This window comes from Cupriavidus consociatus (assembly GCF_017814975.1).
GTDB classification, from domain to species: domain Bacteria; phylum Pseudomonadota; class Gammaproteobacteria; order Burkholderiales; family Burkholderiaceae; genus Cupriavidus; species Cupriavidus consociatus.
Map to the genome: position 1 here is coordinate 141,708 of NZ_JAGIQA010000002.1, position 17,566 is coordinate 159,273.

At 69.1% G+C, this 17,566-nt stretch carries 15 protein-coding genes; 3 read left to right on the forward strand and 12 right to left on the reverse strand.

Annotated features, from left to right (window positions below; all coding sequences use genetic code 11):
• Positions 1 to 37: 37 nt before the first annotated feature.
• From J8I82_RS03800 to J8I82_RS03810, 3 genes are all read right to left on the reverse strand, one after another.
• On the reverse strand, positions 38 to 1,036 hold the full coding sequence (locus J8I82_RS03800; protein ID WP_209754552.1) for a Bug family tripartite tricarboxylate transporter substrate binding protein: 999 nt from the start codon (positions 1,034 to 1,036) through the stop codon (positions 38 to 40).
• A gap of 94 nt (positions 1,037 to 1,130) precedes the next feature.
• Positions 1,131 to 3,320, reverse strand: coding sequence for an acetate--CoA ligase family protein (locus J8I82_RS03805; protein WP_209754554.1), 2,190 nt, complete (start codon positions 3,318 to 3,320; stop codon positions 1,131 to 1,133).
• 52 nt (positions 3,321 to 3,372) lie between these two features.
• Positions 3,373 to 4,179, reverse strand: coding sequence for an IclR family transcriptional regulator (locus tag J8I82_RS03810; protein ID WP_209754556.1), 807 nt, complete (start codon positions 4,177 to 4,179; stop codon positions 3,373 to 3,375).
• A 161-nt stretch (positions 4,180 to 4,340) separates the two neighbouring features.
• Here J8I82_RS03810 and J8I82_RS03815 point away from each other — a divergent pair, with 161 nt between their 5' ends.
• The 3 genes from J8I82_RS03815 to J8I82_RS03825 all read left to right on the forward strand — a co-directional run bounded on the left by J8I82_RS03815 (position 4,341) and on the right by J8I82_RS03825 (position 8,015).
• Positions 4,341 to 5,339, forward strand: coding sequence for a Bug family tripartite tricarboxylate transporter substrate binding protein (locus J8I82_RS03815; protein ID WP_209754557.1), 999 nt, complete (start codon positions 4,341 to 4,343; stop codon positions 5,337 to 5,339).
• A gap of 22 nt (positions 5,340 to 5,361) precedes the next feature.
• On the forward strand, positions 5,362 to 6,351 hold the full coding sequence (locus J8I82_RS03820) for a LysR family transcriptional regulator (RefSeq protein ID WP_209754559.1): 990 nt from the start codon (positions 5,362 to 5,364) through the stop codon (positions 6,349 to 6,351).
• A 131-nt stretch (positions 6,352 to 6,482) separates the two neighbouring features.
• Positions 6,483 to 8,015, forward strand: a complete 1,533-nt coding sequence (locus J8I82_RS03825; protein WP_209754561.1) for a sensor domain-containing diguanylate cyclase — start codon at positions 6,483 to 6,485, stop codon at positions 8,013 to 8,015.
• Between the two features lie 50 nt (positions 8,016 to 8,065).
• On the opposite strand, the gene J8I82_RS03830 is transcribed toward J8I82_RS03825, so the two are convergent.
• The 9 genes from J8I82_RS03830 to J8I82_RS03870 form a co-directional block, all read right to left on the reverse strand.
• Positions 8,066 to 9,334, reverse strand: coding sequence for a YihY/virulence factor BrkB family protein (locus J8I82_RS03830; protein WP_209754564.1), 1,269 nt, complete (start codon positions 9,332 to 9,334; stop codon positions 8,066 to 8,068).
• A gap of 186 nt (positions 9,335 to 9,520) precedes the next feature.
• Positions 9,521 to 10,558 (reverse strand): LacI family DNA-binding transcriptional regulator, encoded by a 1,038-nt coding sequence (locus J8I82_RS03835; protein ID WP_209754566.1) that lies wholly within the window; start codon positions 10,556 to 10,558, stop codon positions 9,521 to 9,523.
• Positions 10,559 to 11,028: 470 nt separating this feature from the next.
• Positions 11,029 to 12,021: a tripartite tricarboxylate transporter substrate binding protein gene (locus J8I82_RS03840; protein WP_209754568.1), complete on the reverse strand. Its 993-nt coding sequence runs from the start codon at positions 12,019 to 12,021 to the stop codon at positions 11,029 to 11,031.
• Between the two features lie 42 nt (positions 12,022 to 12,063).
• A complete protein-coding gene (locus tag J8I82_RS03845) occupies positions 12,064 to 13,167 on the reverse strand; it encodes a porin (RefSeq protein WP_209754570.1) in 1,104 nt (367 codons plus the stop codon).
• Between the two features lie 100 nt (positions 13,168 to 13,267).
• Positions 13,268 to 13,609 (reverse strand): cupin domain-containing protein, encoded by a 342-nt coding sequence (locus J8I82_RS03850; protein ID WP_209754572.1) that lies wholly within the window; start codon positions 13,607 to 13,609, stop codon positions 13,268 to 13,270.
• Complete coding sequence (locus J8I82_RS03855; protein ID WP_209754574.1) at positions 13,606 to 14,583, reverse strand: quinone oxidoreductase family protein; 978 nt, start codon at positions 14,581 to 14,583, stop codon at positions 13,606 to 13,608. Before J8I82_RS03855 ends, J8I82_RS03850 begins: the two co-directional genes overlap by 4 nt.
• A gap of 41 nt (positions 14,584 to 14,624) precedes the next feature.
• Positions 14,625 to 15,509, reverse strand: coding sequence for a beta-keto acid cleavage family enzyme (locus J8I82_RS03860; RefSeq protein WP_209754576.1), 885 nt, complete (start codon positions 15,507 to 15,509; stop codon positions 14,625 to 14,627).
• 57 nt (positions 15,510 to 15,566) lie between these two features.
• Positions 15,567 to 16,316 carry an SDR family NAD(P)-dependent oxidoreductase gene (locus tag J8I82_RS03865; RefSeq protein ID WP_209754578.1) on the reverse strand — a complete coding sequence of 250 codons (750 nt, stop codon included), beginning with the start codon at positions 16,314 to 16,316 and terminating at the stop codon, positions 15,567 to 15,569.
• A 41-nt stretch (positions 16,317 to 16,357) separates the two neighbouring features.
• Positions 16,358 to 17,293 carry a dioxygenase family protein gene (locus tag J8I82_RS03870; protein WP_209754580.1) on the reverse strand — a complete coding sequence of 312 codons (936 nt, stop codon included), beginning with the start codon at positions 17,291 to 17,293 and terminating at the stop codon, positions 16,358 to 16,360.
• Between the last annotated feature and the right edge of the window lie 273 nt (positions 17,294 to 17,566).

Below are 17,566 nucleotides of genomic sequence, written 5' to 3' on the forward strand. Positions count from 1 at the left end.
GAAAAATGGGCGGAAATAGCGGAAACGCGCGGGCGGCTCATTCCTGGGCCGCGCCGCTCGACTTGACCAGCGCGGCCCAGGCGGGCACGTCGCTGCGCATCTGCGCGGCGAAGGCGTTGCGCGGCTGGGGGGTGTAGCGCATGCCGAGCGCTTCTGCCTGCGCCTTGATGGCGGGATCGCGCATGGCGGCGTTGGTGGCGCGTTCGAGCTTGTCGACGATCTCGGCCGGCGTGCGCGCGGGGGCGAACAGCGCAAACCAGCTGTCCACCCCGAACGCCACGCCCGCCTCGGTAAAGGTGGGCACGTCGGGCAGCGCGGGCGAGCGTTCCGAGCCGGTGACCGCCAGCGCCCTTACCTTGCCGCTGCGGATCAGCGGCAGCGTGCCGGCAAGGTCGGACATGGCCACGGGCAGCGTGCCGCCCATCACGTCGGTCAGCATCGGGCTGACTCCCTTGTACGGGATGTGTCGCAGGCGGATGCCGCCCAGCACGTTGAGGCTTTCGCCGGCGAGATGGCCGCCGGAGCCGTTGCCCCATGAGCCATAGGTCAGGTCGGCGCCCGGCCGCTTTGCCGCGGCGATCAGCGCGGGCAGGTCGCGGCCGGTAAAGCCGGGGCCGACGATCAGCACATTGCCGCCGTAGAAGAGGCGGCTGATGGGCACGAAGTCGCGCAGCGGGTCATAGGGCAGCTTCGGGAAGATCGCCGGCGCAATCGCATGCGTGGCGGAGATGCCGAGCACCAGCGTGTAGCCGTCCGGCGCGGCACGCGCGACCTGAGCCGAGCCGATGGTGCCGGTAGCACCCGCCACGTTCTCCACCACCACGGTCTTGCCGAGCTCCTTCGACAGGCCCGCCGCCAGCAGCCGGCCGACCACGTCGGTGCCGCCGCCGGGCGGGAACGGCACGACCAGCCGGATCGGCTTGTCGGGATAGGGCCCGGCGTGCGCGGGGGAAGCCACCCCGCACAGCGCCACGGCCAGCGCGCCCAGTCCGCGCAGCGCCATGCGCCGCGCCGGCAAGTGCGTGTGCCTTTGCATGCTTGTCTCCTGTCTTGTTTGAGGTATGACGTCCTGCCGCGGTGGCGGCGCCCGTCTGCGCAGGCATCCTTGACCACCGCGTTGCGCGCTGTCGCTATGAAGCGCTGCAACGATCCGCGCGAAGCGTGACCACCGCGTCGGCGGCGACCAGCCCCTGCGCGGTGACGATAAAAGGATTGATCTCGAGCGTGTCCAGGTGCTCCCCCAGATCGGCGGCCAGTTGCGACACCGTGGCCAGCACCTGCGCCGCGGTGTCGAGATCCACTTCGGGGTTGCCGCGATGCCCTTCGCACAGCGCGGCGGCGCGGCTGTCGCACAGCATCGCGCGCGCTTGCGCGCGCGACAGCGGTGCCAGCCCGCAGGCGGTCTGGCGGAAGATCTCGACCGCGGTGCCGCCGATGCCCGCCAGCGCCACCAGCCCAAACACCGGGTCGCGCCGCACGCCGACCATCACCTCGCCCCAGCCGCGCACCATGCGCGCCACCAGAACGCCCTCGAACGGCACCGGCGCCCCGCTTTCGGTGCGCGCCAGGGCGACGGCTTGCGCCATGCGGGCGAAGGCTTCGCGCACCGCCTGCGCATCGGCGAGGTTGAGAGCGACGCCGCCGACATCGCTCTTGTGCAGGATCTCGCGCGAGCACAGCTTGACCACCACGGGATAGCCAAGGCCCTCGGCGATGCGCACCGCCTCGTCCGCATCGCGCGCGAGCCCGTGCGGAGCCACCGGCACGCCGGCGTCGGCGAGCAAACGCATGGCCTCGTATTCAGACAGCGCGCACTGCGCCCTGGCTTCGCGGGACAAGTTGCGCAGTCGTGCATCGCCCATGCCTTGCCGAGGCTCGGCCTCCGTCGAGGTACCCGCGCCGCGGGCGCCTTCCAGCGCCGCCGCCCGCGCCAGCGTGGCGACGGCTTCGACCGCATGACCCGGCTCGCGGAACACCAGGCAGCCGCGCGCTTCCAGCCATGCGCGCTTGTCGTCGTCGACGATGCCGGCCAGCAACAGCGGTGCGGCATTCGCGTCTTCGCTCAACGCACCGATGGTCTGCTGCAGCTCCGGCCACAGCCGCGGCGCATTGGCGCCCCCGGCCAGGAAGGCCGCCACGCAGCCATAGGCGCCGCTGCGCGCGACGCCGGCGAGGGCATCCATGAACACACGCGGCTGCGCCACCACCTGCCCCGTCACGTCGATGGGATTGGCGGTACTGGCGAACGGGATCGCGGTGCGCAGCGCCTCGGCCGCGGCGTCAGGCATCGGCGGCAGCGGCAAACCCAGCTGTTCGGCGCGATCGGCCATCATGATGCCCACGCCGCCCGACACGGTGACGATCGCCAGCGGCGTGACGGCGCCGCCATCGGCACCGGCCGCCCGCTGCGAGGTCGCCGGCCGCCGGCCGCGCGAGAGCACATAGCCGAGCCGGAAGAATTCTTCCAGCGTATGGGCCCGGTGCACGCCGTAGGCGTCGAACACCGCCTGGTAGACCGCGTCCTCGCCGGTCAGGCTGGCCGTGTGCGACTGCGCCGAGCGCGCGCCCGCCGCCGTGGTGCCAACCTTGGTGACCACCACTGGCTTGCCCGCCGCGCGCGCCGCGCCCAGCGCCTGGCGCAGGCGCGCACCGTCGCGGCAGCCTTCGATGTAGGCGAGGATCACGCGGGTGTTCGGGTCATTGGCCAGCCATGCGATCACGTCTGCCACCTGCAGCCCGGCCTCGTTGCCGGTGGTGACCCAGTGGCTCAGGCCCAGCCCCGCCTCGCGCGCCAGCGCGTACGCATAGGCACCGAAGGCACCGCTCTGGCTGACCAGCCCGACTTCGCCGACCGGCGGCACGCCGCTGAGGGGGATCGGCGAGAAGGTGGCGAACATGCGCTCGCGCAGGTTCATTGCGCCCAGGCAGTTCGGGCCCAGCAGCGTCACGCCCGCATCGCGCGCACTGCGGGCCAGCATGTCCTGCATGCGCATGCCGCCCTCGCCGGCTTCCGCGAAGCCGGAAGTGAAGACCACCGCGGCGCGCGTGCCGTTGCCAGCCAGCTGCACCATCACGTCCTGGCTGGCGCTGGCGGGCACCGCCACGATGGCCAGGTCGACGGGCTCGCCGATGTCCGCCAGCGAGCCATAGGCGCGCAGGCCCTGCACTTCGGCAGCGGACGGGTTGACCGGATAGACGCGTCCCGCATAGCCCAGTTCGCGCAGCAGCCGGATCGGCATGCCGCCCACCTTGTCCGGCTGGGTGGAAGCACCGACCACCGCGATCGAACGCGGGTACAGCAGGGAATTCAGGTCAACCATGTGGCAGTCTCCGGATCTTGTTTTCTGGATAGTTTCGGTCGGGCCTGGCGGGCTATTGCCGCAGGCCGGTGGCGGCCTCGATGGAGCGGACCATCTCCATCAGCAGCGGCGCCACCTTCTTTTCCATCATCCCGCGCTTCACCTGCGAGCCGGGCACGGCGCAGTTAAACAGCAGCGGGCGGTTCAGGTATTTGATGCGCGAATAGACGCCCACGCCGTACACGCCGATGCCGGCATCGCCCTCGTTGAGCGCGAAGCCGCGCTTGGGGTAGTGCGCCACGTTGTGGCACAGCGTGTCGTAGAACGCCGCGTATTCCTCGGGCCGCTCCTCGCGGGCGGCCACCATCAGGCTTTCGAACTGCGCCTTCGACAAGGTGCACAGGTAGGCCCGGCCCATGGCCGTGCTCAGCACCGAGCGCACGGCGCCGGTTCCCGGCCGCGCCGGGGTACCCTCGTTGTGGGTGCAGGACTGCAGGTAGGTCACGTCGAGCCGGTGCGCCACGCCCATCGACACAGCGCCCTCCACGCGGTCCGCCAGCGCCTGCATCAGCGGACGGGCCACGTGGCGCACCTGCAGCCCGGTCAGGTACGGGTAGCCCAGCGCCAGCACCTGGGCGCTGACGAAATACTTGTCGAGCTTGGGATCCCAGTCGAGGTAGCCCAGCTCGAACAGCGTGCGGCAGATGCGCGAGACGGTGGCGCGCGGCAGCTGCAGCCGCTGTGCCAGCTCGCCGTTGCCGAGCGGGCGCGGCTCGTCGATAAAGCAGCGCAGCAGGGCAAAGCCCTTGGCCAGCAGGCCGCCGAAGGACGGATCCTCGCGGCGGCGTTCGGCGATGAATTGTTCGACTGGCAGGTTCATGGCGTTTTCCTCTCCATCCAGTCTGGACAGCACGTCATCCAGTGTCAAAAGGCGGAATCAATTTCCACATATTGGAAATATAGGCCATCGTGTTGACCCCTCCGGCGCGCCGCCCATAAGGTTCTCCGCATCGGACAAAGATTCGAAAAGGAGACAAAACAATGAAGCAACGCACCCTTGTCCGCGGCCGGCGTGCCGTGCTGATCACAGCCGCGGCCCTGTGCCTGCTGCCGCCTGGCGCAGGCGCCGAGGATGCCTACCCGGCCAAGCCCGTGCGGCTGTTGGTGGCATACCCGGCAGGCGGCCTGACCGACACGCTGGCGCGCGCGCTGGCGGACGGTCTTGGCAAGCGGCTGGGCCAGACCATCGTGGTCGAGAACAAGGGCGGCGCAGGCGGCATCATCGGCACCGACCAGGCAGCCAAGGCGGCGCCCGACGGCTACACCCTGCTGCTCACCATTCCCGGCCCGATCACCGCCAACCTCGCGCTGTACAAGAAGCTGCCCTACGATCCGCGCACCGACCTGCGGCCGATTTCGGATATCGCCACCGCGCGCACCGTGCTGGCGGTCAATGCCGCCGTCCCGGTCAGGACCGTGGCCGATCTGATCGACTATGCGAAGAAGGAGCCCGGCAAGCTGCGCATGGGTTCGTGGGGACCGGGCACCCAGCCGCATACCATCCAGACCTACATGGCCAAAAAGTATGGCGTCGACATCCTGCACGTGCCCTACCGCGGCGAGGGACCGATGGTGACCGACCTGCTGGCCGGCCAGGTCAACGTCACGGTGGGCTCCGTCACCGCGCTGCAGCAGCACTTCGCGGGCGGCAAGCTGCGCCCTCTGGCCGTGACAGGCCCGCGCCGCGCCGGGGCGCTGCCCGACGTGCCCACCTTTGCCGAGGCCGGCTTTCCCGACGACGCCTACCGGCTCACCGGCCCGATCACGTTGATGGCCCCGGCCAGGACACCCCAGCCCATCATCGACCGCCTCGGCCGCGAGGTCAGCACGCTGGTGAAAAGCCCGGCCTTTTCAAAGCGGGTCGAGGACATGGGCGCCGAGCCCATCGGCAATACCCCGTCCGAAGCGGCCACCGCCTACACGGCCTACCTGCCAGTGGTGCTGAAACTGACCGCCGACACCGGTGTCACGCTGGACTGACGCCCCAACCGGAGCGCCTGCCATGCGGCTCAGCCAGATCCAGGACTTCATCGCGGTGGCGGAAGGCGGCAGCATCCGTGCCGCGTCCCGGACGCGCGACGTATCGCCGCCCGCGCTCACCAAGAGCATCCGGCAACTCGAGGACGAGCTGCATGTGCCGCTGCTCACGCGCACTACGCGCGGCGTGGTGCTGTCGAACTACGGCGAGGCGTTCCTGCGCCGCGCACGCCTGATCGCGGCCGAGGCCCGCAGGGCCGCCGAGGAGATGACGCAGATGCTGGGCGCCCGCACCGGCACGGTCCGCCTCGGCGTCACGGGCGGACCGGCGCACCTGCTCGTGCCCGCGGCGCTGAACCGCTTCCGGCGGCAACACCCGGAAGTCCAGCTCTGCATCGACAGCGGCCGGTATGCGGTGCACCTGCAGGATTTGCGCGCGGGCCTGATCGACATGGCGGTGAGCCCGGTTCCCGACGCAGGCATCGACCACGACTTTATCTGCGAGCCGCTCTACAACAACGACTCGGTGGTCGTTGCGCACCAGGAGCATCCGCTGCGCCATGCGCGGTCGCTGCGCGAGCTGGTGGGATCCGAATGGATCCTGACAACCGCCGGCATGCACGGCCCGGGCGCGGCCATCATGGATGCGTTCCGGGCGCGCAGCCTGCCGCTGCCACGCGTGGCGGTGCGCTGCGATACCTTTGGCATGATCCAGGCGCTGCTGCAGGACCGGAAGCTGCTGTGCATGGTGGCGCGCCAGCTGATGCAGGCCCGGACTTCGGCTTCGACCGGATTGGCCATCCTGCCGATCGAGGACGTCCTGCCCAGCCATACCGTGTGCCTGATCTACCGCGCCGACTCGCCGCTGCCGCCCGTCGCGGCCAGCTTTGCCGCGCAGCTCAGGCGCGAGGCGCACTACCTGGTCAACATGCCGGACAGTCCGCTGCGGCGGCCCGGCGCTGCGCCGCCAGCGTGTGACCCGGCGCCGTTTGCAAGTGGCGAGCTGGTGACATGAAGCCGGACCGGCACGCCCCAAGGCGATTTGCAGGCCGTTAAAGTCAGTTGTGACATTTTTTCCCACGGCTCAGCCGAAGTACCCGCGGGCACTACAATGCTGCAAAAAATGCACCGGCAGCGCCCGCCTCCATGATCGACCTTGCAAGACGACGCCTGCGCGTACGCCTGAACCCCGCCGCGATGATCGTCCCGGCGACCATCGCCCTGGCGGTTGCCATTGCCGGACTGGGCGCCGCGGCACTGGCCCAGATGCGAAGCGACGCGCTGGCGAGCGCCAGCGAAGGCTCGGCCAACCTGGCGCTCACGCTGGAGCGCAGCATCTCGCGCAACCTGCACATCTACCAGTTCGCCATCGCCGGGGTCGCCGATGCCATGCAGGACCCGGAAGTGATGCAGCTGCCGACCGCCTTGCGCCAGCGCGTGCTGTTCGACCGTTCGATCAATGCCGAGGACATGGGCTCGCTGCTGGCCACCGATGCCAGCGGCAATCTCGTGCTCGATTCGCACAAGTGGCCGCCCCGCGCCGTGAACCTTGCGGACCGCGACTATTTCCAGGCCCACCTGCACAACGCCAACGCCGGCATCTTCCTCAGCCAGCCGTTCCAGCCACGGCTCACCGCGGATAACAAGTCCATCGGCCTGAGCCGGCGCGTGTCGGGGCCCGATGGCACTTTCCGCGGCATCGTCGTCGGCACACTGCGCCTGAACTACTTCCGCAAGCTGTTCGATGGTGTCAGCCTCGGCGCAGGCGGTACGCTGACGCTGCTGCGCACCGACGGGACCATCATCATGCGCCGCCCCTACGACGATGCGTCGGTGGGCCGCAATATCTCGGCCAGCCCTTCCTTCGCGCCGCTGCTGCGGGGCACCGAAGGCAGCTTTATCGGCGTCGCCGCGGTCGACGGCGTGCGGCGGCTGTATAGCTACCGGCGCCTGGCCGACTTCCCGCTCATGGTGGTGGTCGGGCTCTCGGTCCACGACGTGCTGGCCCCCTGGTACAAGCGCGCATGGTGGTTTGCCGGGCTGATCGCGGCGGTCGATGCTCTGATCGTGGCGCTGGCGGTGCTGCTGTCGCGCCAGTGGCGTCGCCGCCTCGACATGGAAGCGCACCTGCGCCTGATGGTGAATACCGATGGCCTGACCGGCCTGGGCAGCCGGCGCGCGCTGGATGACGCCGCCGACAAGGAATGGCGGCGCGCGTGGCGCGCCGGCCAGCCGCTGTCGCTGCTGATGGTCGATGTCGACCACTTCAAGCAGTTCAACGACCGCTACGGCCATCTTGCCGGCGACGATGCGCTGGCCGCGGTCGGCGACAGCATCCAGAAGCAGATCCGCGGGCCGGGCGACTATGCCGGCCGCTACGGCGGCGAGGAGTTCGCGATCCTGCTGCCCGGCACGCCTGCCGCCGGCGCCGCCAGGGTCGCCGAGGCCATCCGCCACGCGGTACAGGCACTGGGGATTCCGAACGCGACCAGCCCGCTCGGCACGCTGTCAGTCAGCATCGGCGTTGCCACCAGTTCGGCCGGCGGCGGGGATGGCCAGCGGTTCGCGAACCTGCGCGCGTTCCTGCATGGCGGCGACCAGGCGCTCTATCTGGCCAAGCGCGACGGCCGCAACCGCGTGGTGGTATTAAGCGAACCCACGCCGGCGCTTGCGGACTGATGCGGCGCCTTCCCGCGATGCAGCGCTTCATTGCGCCCGGTGCAAGCGCCTCATTGCGTCCGGTGCAGGTACGCTTCGACGTAGCTCGCGCCGCACTTGATCAGGTCGCGGGTATCGCCGGAATGATGCCCCGCCTCGGCGGACACCACCAGCGCCTGCGCCAGTTCGCGCAGCCGGTTGCGCAATGCCTGCTTGTCCGACCCCGCCGCGCTCCTGAAGTGGATAAAGGCCTTCTCGGCGGCATCCGCGATGGCGACCGCCGTCGCCTGCCCTTGCTCGCCCGCCTTGACGGCAGCGTTCACGATCTCGTCGACATAGAGCGCCACGATGGGCGTCACGCCGTCGTTGCCGGTCCTGACCGGATGACGGGTCGCGTCGCCGCGGGCGTGCTCGTCCACGACGACCTGCGCCCGCGCGCGTATCGGCGCGGTCGGCGGCGCGGGCTGGCCGCTATGCCGCATCGAGCCGAAGCGCTGGGCAAAATGCCAGGTAAATTCGGCACCCAGCAGGAAAATCTGCGCGGCGTAGTACACCCATAGCAGCAACACCACCAGCGATCCCGCCGCGCCATACCCGCTGGCCACGCCACTCTTGCCGATGTACAGGCCGATCAGGAACTTGCCCAGCGTGAACAGCAGCGCCGTGACGACGGCGCCCAGCCAGACGTCGAACCAGCGGATCTTGGTGCGCGGCATGATCTTGTAGATCATCGCGAACACCACGGTCGTCAGCACCAGGCTGATGACGGTGTCCAGCGCATGCCCGACCGCCTCGTCGACGCCCAGCAGCGGCCCCCACTCGCGCCCCATCGCCGAAATGCCGGCGCTGAGCAGCAGCGAAACGACCAGCAGGAAGCCGATGCCCAGGATCATGCCGAACGACAGCAGCCGCGCGCGCAGCAGCGAGAACAGGCCTGAACTCTTCAGGCGCTGCGGCACGCGCCAGATGCGGTCGAGCGCCGACTGCAGCTCGGCAAACACCGTGGTCGCGCCGATCAGCAGTGCCACCACGCCGAAGATGGCGGTGACGGTGCTGGCCGCCGGCTCGCTGACCGCGATCAGCATCTCTTCGACCACCTCCGCCCCTTCGGTGCCGATCAGACCGTTCAGCTCGCTGACAACCTCCCCGCGCGCGGCTTCCGCGCCGAAGATCACGCCCGCCACGGTGATGACGATCATCAGCAGCGGAGCAATGGAGAAAACGGTGTAGTACGCCAGCGCCGCACCCATGCTCGGGGCATAGTCGTCGATCCACGACTTGATGCTCTCGCGGATCAGCTCGAAGGCGGCGCGCGGCGACACGGGGCCAAGGGAAAGCATGCGAGGTCCTGTCGCGAGGTGTCCTGCATGGCAATAGCAAATCCCATTCCAGAGCGCCGGCGCCCGCAATGCGGCGCGTGGGGCGACATCTGTCGCTCCATCCTGCAACGGGCGTTCCAGAATTACCGCCCTTCCGCCTGTGCGGCATGTGCGGCATGTGCCTGCCAGAGTACGCGGCGGGCGGTTCTATGACGCGTCGCCGCGCGGCGCGGCGGTGGAACCGCGCACAATCAGCTGCGGCGTGAGCTGCACGGTGACGGCATCGGATCCCGGCTTGTCGATCTGCCGCAGCAGCAGCCGCGCCGCCTCCTCGCCCATTTCATGGACGGCGATGCGCACCGTGGTCAGCGGCGGCGTCAGCGCATCGGCGAACGGCATGTCGTTGTGGCCCACCACCGAAATGTCGGCGGGGCAATCCAGTCCGCGTTCGCGCAGCAGGTCGTAGCAGCCCATCGCCACCAGGTCGTTGCCGGCGGCGATGGCGGTGACCGCCGGAAAGGCTTCAAGCAGCTGCGCGCACGCCTGCTTGCCAGCCTCGCGCGAATAGCTGGCGGCCTCGATCACATGCCATGCGTCGCGGCGCAGGCGGTGCCGCCTGACCGCCTGGACAAAGCCCTCGCGTCGCAGGAAGCCGGTGGACAGCGCGGCCGGCCCGGCGATATGGCCGATATGGCGATGGCCGAGGCCGGCCAGGTGGTCAACCGTCAGCCGCATCGCCAGCAGGTTGTCGCTGACCACGCACGAGACCCGTCCCGTCTCTTCGCCGCGGTTGACCGTGACGACGGGGATATGCTGCCGGATGCAGTAGTCGAGCACCGCGTCCTCGCGCTCCGCCGTCGCCAGCACCAGCCCTTCGACCTGCCGGCCGATCATCTGGTCGATGATGAAGCGCTGCCGGCTCTTGTCGGTACCGGCGTTGACGACGATGGGCACGTAGCCCTGCTGCGCCAGCACCGACTCGATCCCCGCCAGGATCGGCGGGAACACCGGGTTGGCGATATCGGGCAGCACCACGCCTACCAGGCCGGAGCGCTGCGTGCGCAAGCCCGCGGCGATGCGGTTGGGGCGGAAGCCGCGCGCCTCGGCCACCTCCAGGATGCGCGCCGCCACGTCCTGCGCCACCAGATGCCGCGTGGCCGGGTTCATGACCCGCGAGACCGTCGAGTAATGCACGTCGATCTCGGCGGCCAGGTCTTTGAGGGTGAGGCGCTTGCGCTCGGACATGACGGCAGGTGGCTGGGCGGCGGCCCGGGGATGGTGGGATGCGACATTTTAAAGGGCATTGCCAATGGGGACTAATTCCGGCGCTTCAGTTCCATGGCATGTCGCGTCCTGATTTGGCTCTGGCTGAGCGGGCGGGCCGCCACTTTTATCGTAGCGTGCCGGGGCTTTCGTACGGGGCTTCGCTTCCTCACAAAACAGGGCTGCCTGACGCCGTGGTGCGCCACGGTGGCTCGGGATTGACGCGGTGATTGAACGAGCCCAGAGCTGTGGGTGGTTCCTGCTGCTGGCGGCATCATAGGAACGCCTGCGGCTGCGCTGCGCGCCGGCTGGCACTGAACGCGTCGCTGCGCTCGCTTGGCGCTATCGCCGATGAGCTCAAGCGTCTGCCGCCGCCCGCTGTTTGCTCCCCTCTCCCGCTTGCGGGAGAGGGGCCGGGGGTGAGGGCCGGAGCTTCCACGAAGTGCAGCGCGCTACTCTCCCGCCCTCACGCCGGACTGCCGCACCACCGGCGCCAGCTTGCCGATTTCCGCCTGGATATACGCGGCAAACTCCTGCGGTGACGAACGCCGCGGCTCGGCGCCCTGCGCGGCCAGGCGCTCGCGCACGTCGGGCGATGACAGCGCCTTGCCGATCTCGGCGTTGAGGGCGTCGACGATCTCGCGCGGCGTCCCGGCTGGGGCCAGGATGCCGAACCAGGAATCGAAGGCATAGCCCGGAAAGCCGGACTCCGCGACGGTCGGGATATCCGGCAGCGCGCTGGCCCGCCTGGCCGTGGTCACCGCCAGCGCGCGCAGCTTGCCTTGCCTGACGAACGGCATGGCCGAGACGGAGGGCGCGAACATCATGTCGCCCCGGCCGGCCATGACGTCGGTAAGCGCTTCGCCGGTGCCCTTGTACGGGATATGCGCGATGTCAATCCCGGCCTGCATCTTGAACATCTCGCCGCTGAGGTGCGTGGAGCTGCCGGAGCCCGCGGAGTCAAAGTTCAGTGCGCCGGGCGTGGCCTTGGCCGCCGCCACCACGTCGCGCACTGACTTGTACTTGCTGGCCGCGTTGACCACCAGCACATTGGGCACGCTGGCCACCAGCGACACCGGCGCGAAGTCCTTCACCGTGTCATAGCCGAGCCTGGGATACAGCGTGGCGTTGATCGCGTGCCCGACCGACACCAGGATCAGCGTGTAGCCGTCCGGCGCCGCCTTGGCCACGCCGGTGGCGCCGACGGTGCCGCCCGCGCCGGGCCGGTTGTCGACGATCACCTGGTAGCTGCCGCCCTCGCCCATCTTGCTGCCGAGGATGCGCGCCAGGATATCGGTGGCGCTGCCGGCCGAGAACGGCACCACCAGCCGGATCGGCTTGGTGGGGTACTGGGGCTGCATACTGGCGGCGGAGGCGGCGGGGGCTGCCGCCAGCATCAACGTCGAAGTCAGCGCCAGCACGGCGCCCTGGATGGATCGAATCATTCTTTGTCTCCTCATTGCCGGTCGGGACGCGTGTGCCGCGCCTCAGAAGAAATGCCGCATGCCGAGCGCGACGGTCTGCGGGTCGGCGCCCGCGCTCACGCCCAGCTCGTTGATGGCAAAGTCATAGATCGCGTTGCGCTTGTTGTTGATACGGCTGTAGTAGGCAAACAGCGCCGTGCGCTTGGACAACGGGTAGTCGTAACCCACCGTGACCTGCGTCGCGCCCGTCTCCGCGCCGCTGCGGAAGAAGCCGACGGTCTCGGTGGCGTTGCCGGCGCCGTTGCTGGCCAGGCCAAAGCCGACCCGCACGCTGCCCGGCCCCAGCTTCTGCACCACCGACGCGTAATAGCCGTTGCGCGTCAGGTCGCCGGTGGCGGTGCGGTAGTGCAGCCGTTCATAGAGCAGCGCGACGGTCGTGCTCGGGAACTTGTAGGAAACGCCCGCCTTCATCGCATCGTCGTTGCGGCCCGCGGTCTGGTAGTGCTGGTGGATTTCATAGGCCAGCACCACATTGAGCGGACCGTTGTCGTAGGCGGCGGAAAACGAGTACAGCCCCGGGTTGCGCGGCACCGTGATCTTTTCCTCATTGATGCCCCACGCGGCCGCGCCGCTGAAGCCCGCCAGCGACGGCGTCTTGTAGACGATGATGTTTTTCTGCCGGCGGTCGAACGCGCTGGTGTCCTGCACGTTGTCCGAGCTTGACGTGGAGCCGTTGCCGATCAGCGCCATGTAGCCCGCGGTGGTCGGGTAATACGGATCGTAGGCCGAGGTCGCCTCGGTGTAAGGCGTCTGCCAGTGCCCCATGAACAGCGTGCCGGCGCTGCCCTGCAGCCCGATGCGCGAATTTCGCCCCGCGATCTGGCCCTGGCCGGTGTCGAGCGAGACGTTGCTCTCGATCTGCCAGATTGCCTTGAGGGCGCCGCCCAGCCCTTCCTCGCCGCGCATGCCGAACACGGAGCGGTTATTGGTCAGGCGGCCGACGCCGCCGAGGCGCGTGCCGTCGGTCGCCGTATTGGCATACGAATACTCCAGCGCGGTGTTGAGGCGCCCGTACAGCGTCACGGACGACTGCGCGCCGGCGTGGCCGCTGCAGGCGGCGCCCACGGCCAGCAGCAGCAAGCGGCACCGCTTGGAAACGGATGTCATTGGTCTACCCCTGTGGTTGTGGTCATTCTTTTTGTAGTCATTTCCGTGGTCAGTGCCGTGAAATCCGGCCCTGCAATCGTTTGCATTCCGGGGAGAAGGATTACCCCTCCGGATACGGCATCGCCAGCAGCAGCATGGCAGGCCGGTTGCCCGGATTGGACACCTGCCGCGCCTCGCCCGGCGCCAGGCACACCGAGTCGTACTGCCCCAGCGTGACGGCCTCGTCCGGCGTATGCACGCAGACTTCGCCCTCGAGCACGACGTAGTGCTTTTCCACCGGCGAGGCATCCAGCGCGGTATGCCCGCCTGGCAGCAGCACCGAGACCCCGAGCCACAGTGCCTCGGACGGCCCCGCCTCGTGCCCCTGCAGCCGCAGGCAATGCATGCCGTCGTGATTGGGCGGGAAATACGCCGGCGCCCCGGTAAAACGGGTCGTGTTCATGGCTTGAGCACCACGCGCTCGGTCGCGCCTTGCAGGACCGCGCGGTACGCGTCCTTGGCATTGGCCAGTGCATAGGTGTAATCGGACAGCACCGGGAACGGCCGCAGCGCGCCCGAGGCGAACATCGGCGCGAGCTGGTCCAGAATCTTCGCGCACGCGCCGCTGTCCAGCGCCAGGGTGTCGACGCCGACGTACGTATGCTGGCCGCGGTAGAAGGCGAAGATGTCGAACGGCACCGGCTTCTCGATGGTCGAGATAAAGATCTGCGCCGCGCCGACGGCCATCGCCTGGTTGGCCTGCTCGAAGTACGGGCTGCCGACGGTGTTGTAGACGATGTCGGCGCCATGGCCGCCGGTCTCGTCGCGCACCACCCCGGCGATCGCTTCGCGGCTGGCGTCGATCATGCGCACTTCGCCGCTGGCATGGCCGCGGTAAGGCTCGGCCGTGCGCTCGACGGCAAAGACGCGCGCACCCAGCGCCGTGGCGATCTGGATGGTGGCCTGTCCCACCTTGCCATTGCCGCCACAGACCAGCACGGTGCTGCCGGCCTGCGGCATGCCGGCGCGGCGCAGGCCCTCATAGGCAGTGATGAACGGCACGCCCACGGCGCCGGCCTCCAGCAGCGACACCGAGGCCGGCTTGGCGCGCACCGCGCTGGCCGGGATGCGCAGGTACTTGCCATGCGTGCCGTCGCGGCGGATGCCCAGCTCGCCGCCGCTGCCCCACACCTGCAGGCCCAGCAGCGCGGCGGGCCCGTCGACCACCAGGCCGGCATAGTCGCGGCCGGGCGTGCGCGGCCACACCGCATGCGGCATCAGGCCCAGCGTCGCCTTCACGTCGCTGGGATTGACCCCGGCACTGGCAACTTCGATGATGCATTGGTCCGCCGCGGCATCGGGGCGCGGCACGCCGAGCAGCTCGAGCTGCAGCGCGTCGATATCGGCGGCTTTCTGGTTCACGCGGATCGTGTTCATGAGTTCTGTCCTTTCAGGAATCGCAATTCGGTTGGCGGGGATCACGCTTCGCGCAGGCCCAGCGTGCGGCGCGCTTCGGCCGGCGACGCGACCTCGCCGCCGAGCGAGCGCACGATGTCGCGGGCCTTGGCGACCAGCGCGGCATTGCTGGGGGCCAGCACGCCCTTCTCCAGGTAGATGTTGTCTTCCAGGCCCACACGCACGTGGCCGCCGGCCAGCCATGCCTGCGCCACGATCGGGAACTCGGCGCGGCCAATGCCGAAGGCTGACCAGTGCGCGCCGGCGGGCACCATGTTGCGCGCATAGAAGATGGTCTCGGGCGTGGGCGCGAAGCCGTACTTGACGCCCAGCACGAAGGTCCACAGGCCGGGCCCGTCGAGCACGCCTTCGCGGATGAAGTCGAGCGCCATGTTGAGGTCGCCCGAGTCGAAGATCTCCAGCTCCGGCATGACGCCGGCGGCGCGGATCGCGGCGGCCATCTTGCGCACGTTGGCGGGCGTGTTGATGACCACGTCGCCGCCGGAGTTCATGGTGTTGAGGTCGAGCGAACACACATCCGGGCGCAACGCGGCGATGTGCTCCACGCGCTTGCCCGGCGGCAGCAGCGTGGTGCCGGGCGCGGCCACGCGCGGCTCCTCTTCGCTCGGCACGAAGCGGCCGCCGGGACCGGTGGTGAGGTTGATGATCAGCGTGCGGTTGCGCGCGCGGATGCGGTCAATGACATCCGCGTAGTACTCGAGCGCCATCGACGGGCGGCCCGTTTCGGGATCGCGCACGTGGATATGGGCCGCGGCAGCGCCGGCTTCGGCGGCTTCGAGCGCGGCGTCGGCGATCTGCGCCGGCGTGACCGGCAGGCCGGGATGCTGCTCGGGGGTGACGATATTGCCGGTCACCGCGCAGGTGATGATGGTCTTGCGTGCGTGCATGAGGGAATGTTGCGAGCGTTGGTGAGGAACAAGGAAAAAGCGGAGCGCGGCGCCGGGCTAGCCGAGCTGCCGGCCGCCGTCGACGACGATGGTGGTGCCGGTGGCAAAGCGCAGCGAGGTCGCGCACGCGGCAATGGCATCGGCCACGTCCTGCGCCTGGCCGATGCGTTGCAGCGGCGTCGTCCTCGCGGCGCGCTCGTTGAAGCTGCTGTCGCGGCCGGGCACGAACGCGCTGTCGACCACGCCGGGCGACACGTTCAGCACGCGGATCTGCGGCGCCAGTGCGCGCCCCAGCGACATCGCCATGACATCGAGCCCGGCCTTGGCCGCGCAGTACGCCACGTTGCTGCCCTGTCCGTTGCGCCCCGCGATGGAGCCGACATTGACCACCAGCCCGTCGCCGCTGGCGCGCAGGTGCGGCGCGAAGGCGCGGATCGCGGCAAACTGGCCGCGCCAGTTGATGGCGAAGAGTTCGTCGATCAGCGCGTCGTCGAGCGCGTCGAGATCGCCGTGCGGGATGGCCCGCGTAAAGCCGGCGGTATTGACCAGCATGTCGACCCGGCCGTAGTGGCGGATGACTTCGTCGGCCAGCGCGCGCAGCGAGGCGCTGTCGGCGACTTCCGCGACCGCGGCAAGATGGTTGCCTGCCGGCAGCGCGGCCGCCGCGCTGGCCGCCTTGTCGGCGTCGCGGCCGGTCAGGACGATGCTCGCGCCGAGGCGGGCCAGCGTTTCACCGGCGGCAAAGCCGATGCTGCCGGTGCCGCCGAGGATCACGGCAACCTTGCCGGATAGGGGGGATGCGCTCATGTTCGGAGTTGAATTTGCAGTGAAGGGAAAACGGCCGGCGTTCAGTCGATCGGCGGCCTGGGAAAGGTCTGCTGACCCGGCTCCAGCGTGAAGTCGAAGTCCAGCGTGTAGAACGGCGCCGGCACGTCGCCCCACGGGCTGCGGCCCTGTTCGTGCCGCTGCAGCGAGCCGACCAGTTGCTGGTGCACGCCGAAGGTGACATCCGAGGCCAGCTTGCCGGCCTCGTCGGCAAATACCTGTGTCACCAGCGTCCGGTATCCCGGCGCCGCGACGATGAAGTGGATATGCGCCGGCCGGTACGGATGGCGCTGTTGCGCGGCCAGCAGCGCGCCAACCGGGCCGTCGGTCGGCACCGGGTAGCCGGCGGGACGCACCGTGCGGAAACGGTAGCCGCCGTCGGCATCGGCATGGAAGCAGCCGCGCAGGTTGCGGTCGGGCTGGGTCGGGTCCTGGTTGTCGTACAGGCCGACCGGCGAGGCCTGCCATACCTCGACCAGCGCGCCGGCCAGCGGCGTGCCGTCGGTTCCGCGCACGGTGCCGCTGACCAGCAGCGGCAGGCCGGGCGCGTCGTCCTGCACCACGCAGTCGCCGCAGGCATAGCGCGGCGCGTTGGCGCGGTAGAACGGTCCCAGCAAGGCGCCAGGCGTGCGGCCGTCGCGGGTGCTGTTGTTCATCACCGTCACCAGCGTCGACAAACCCAGCACGTCCGCCGCGAGCACGACCTCGTTGTGCGTGGCGTGCGTCGCATGGCCAAGGCTGGCGAGCCAGCCCAGCGCGAACTCGAACTCTTCGTCGGTCAGGCGCGCTTCGCGCAGAAAGCCGTGCAGATGCCGCACCAGCGCATCCATGACGAAACGCAGGCGTGGGTTGCCGGTGTCCGCCATCGCGGCCAGGACGATGCCAGTGACCGAATGCTCGTCGTCTATCAGCGTGGGGCGCGGGGCCGGCGATACCTGCCGCGCGATCGATGTGTCCATGTCATGCCTCCTTTGCAAACGTTTGCAGTATTATCGGCGGCCGGCGCCGGAGGTCAAGGCGAAAGTTCGGGCCGGCGGCGCTTCGGCGCCCATCCCGTCGCCGGAAATCACAATCAAAACAAGCCGCTACGCCTGGTCTTCAGGACAAACCCTAAGCGGTCCCCGCCCGCCCGGAGGGTGGCATTTGTGGGCATATCTGCCTATATATGACCTGCCAGTCACTAATCGGTGATGTACCCACATGCCAGCGAGCGCTGGCCGCGCCACAATGCA

Coding starts and splice junctions, on each gene's coding strand:
- J8I82_RS03820 (WP_209754559.1), top strand. CDS start 5,362: ATGCGGCTCAGCCAGATCCAGGACTTCATCGCGGTGGCGGAAGGCGGC.
- J8I82_RS03800 (WP_209754552.1), bottom strand. CDS start 1,036: ATGCAAAGGCACACGCACTTGCCGGCGCGGCGCATGGCGCTGCGCGGA.
- J8I82_RS03865 (WP_209754578.1), bottom strand. CDS start 16,316: ATGAGCGCATCCCCCCTATCCGGCAAGGTTGCCGTGATCCTCGGCGGC.
- J8I82_RS03870 (WP_209754580.1), bottom strand. CDS start 17,293: ATGGACACATCGATCGCGCGGCAGGTATCGCCGGCCCCGCGCCCCACG.
- J8I82_RS03850 (WP_209754572.1), bottom strand. CDS start 13,609: ATGAACACGACCCGTTTTACCGGGGCGCCGGCGTATTTCCCGCCCAAT.
- J8I82_RS03860 (WP_209754576.1), bottom strand. CDS start 15,509: ATGCACGCACGCAAGACCATCATCACCTGCGCGGTGACCGGCAATATC.
- J8I82_RS03845 (WP_209754570.1), bottom strand. CDS start 13,167: ATGACATCCGTTTCCAAGCGGTGCCGCTTGCTGCTGCTGGCCGTGGGC.
- J8I82_RS03835 (WP_209754566.1), bottom strand. CDS start 10,558: ATGTCCGAGCGCAAGCGCCTCACCCTCAAAGACCTGGCCGCCGAGATC.
- J8I82_RS03810 (WP_209754556.1), bottom strand. CDS start 4,179: ATGAACCTGCCAGTCGAACAATTCATCGCCGAACGCCGCCGCGAGGAT.
- J8I82_RS03825 (WP_209754561.1), top strand. CDS start 6,483: ATGATCGACCTTGCAAGACGACGCCTGCGCGTACGCCTGAACCCCGCC.
- J8I82_RS03830 (WP_209754564.1), bottom strand. CDS start 9,334: ATGCTTTCCCTTGGCCCCGTGTCGCCGCGCGCCGCCTTCGAGCTGATC.
- J8I82_RS03840 (WP_209754568.1), bottom strand. CDS start 12,021: ATGATTCGATCCATCCAGGGCGCCGTGCTGGCGCTGACTTCGACGTTG.
- J8I82_RS03855 (WP_209754574.1), bottom strand. CDS start 14,583: ATGAACACGATCCGCGTGAACCAGAAAGCCGCCGATATCGACGCGCTG.
- J8I82_RS03815 (WP_209754557.1), top strand. CDS start 4,341: ATGAAGCAACGCACCCTTGTCCGCGGCCGGCGTGCCGTGCTGATCACA.
- J8I82_RS03805 (WP_209754554.1), bottom strand. CDS start 3,320: ATGGTTGACCTGAATTCCCTGCTGTACCCGCGTTCGATCGCGGTGGTC.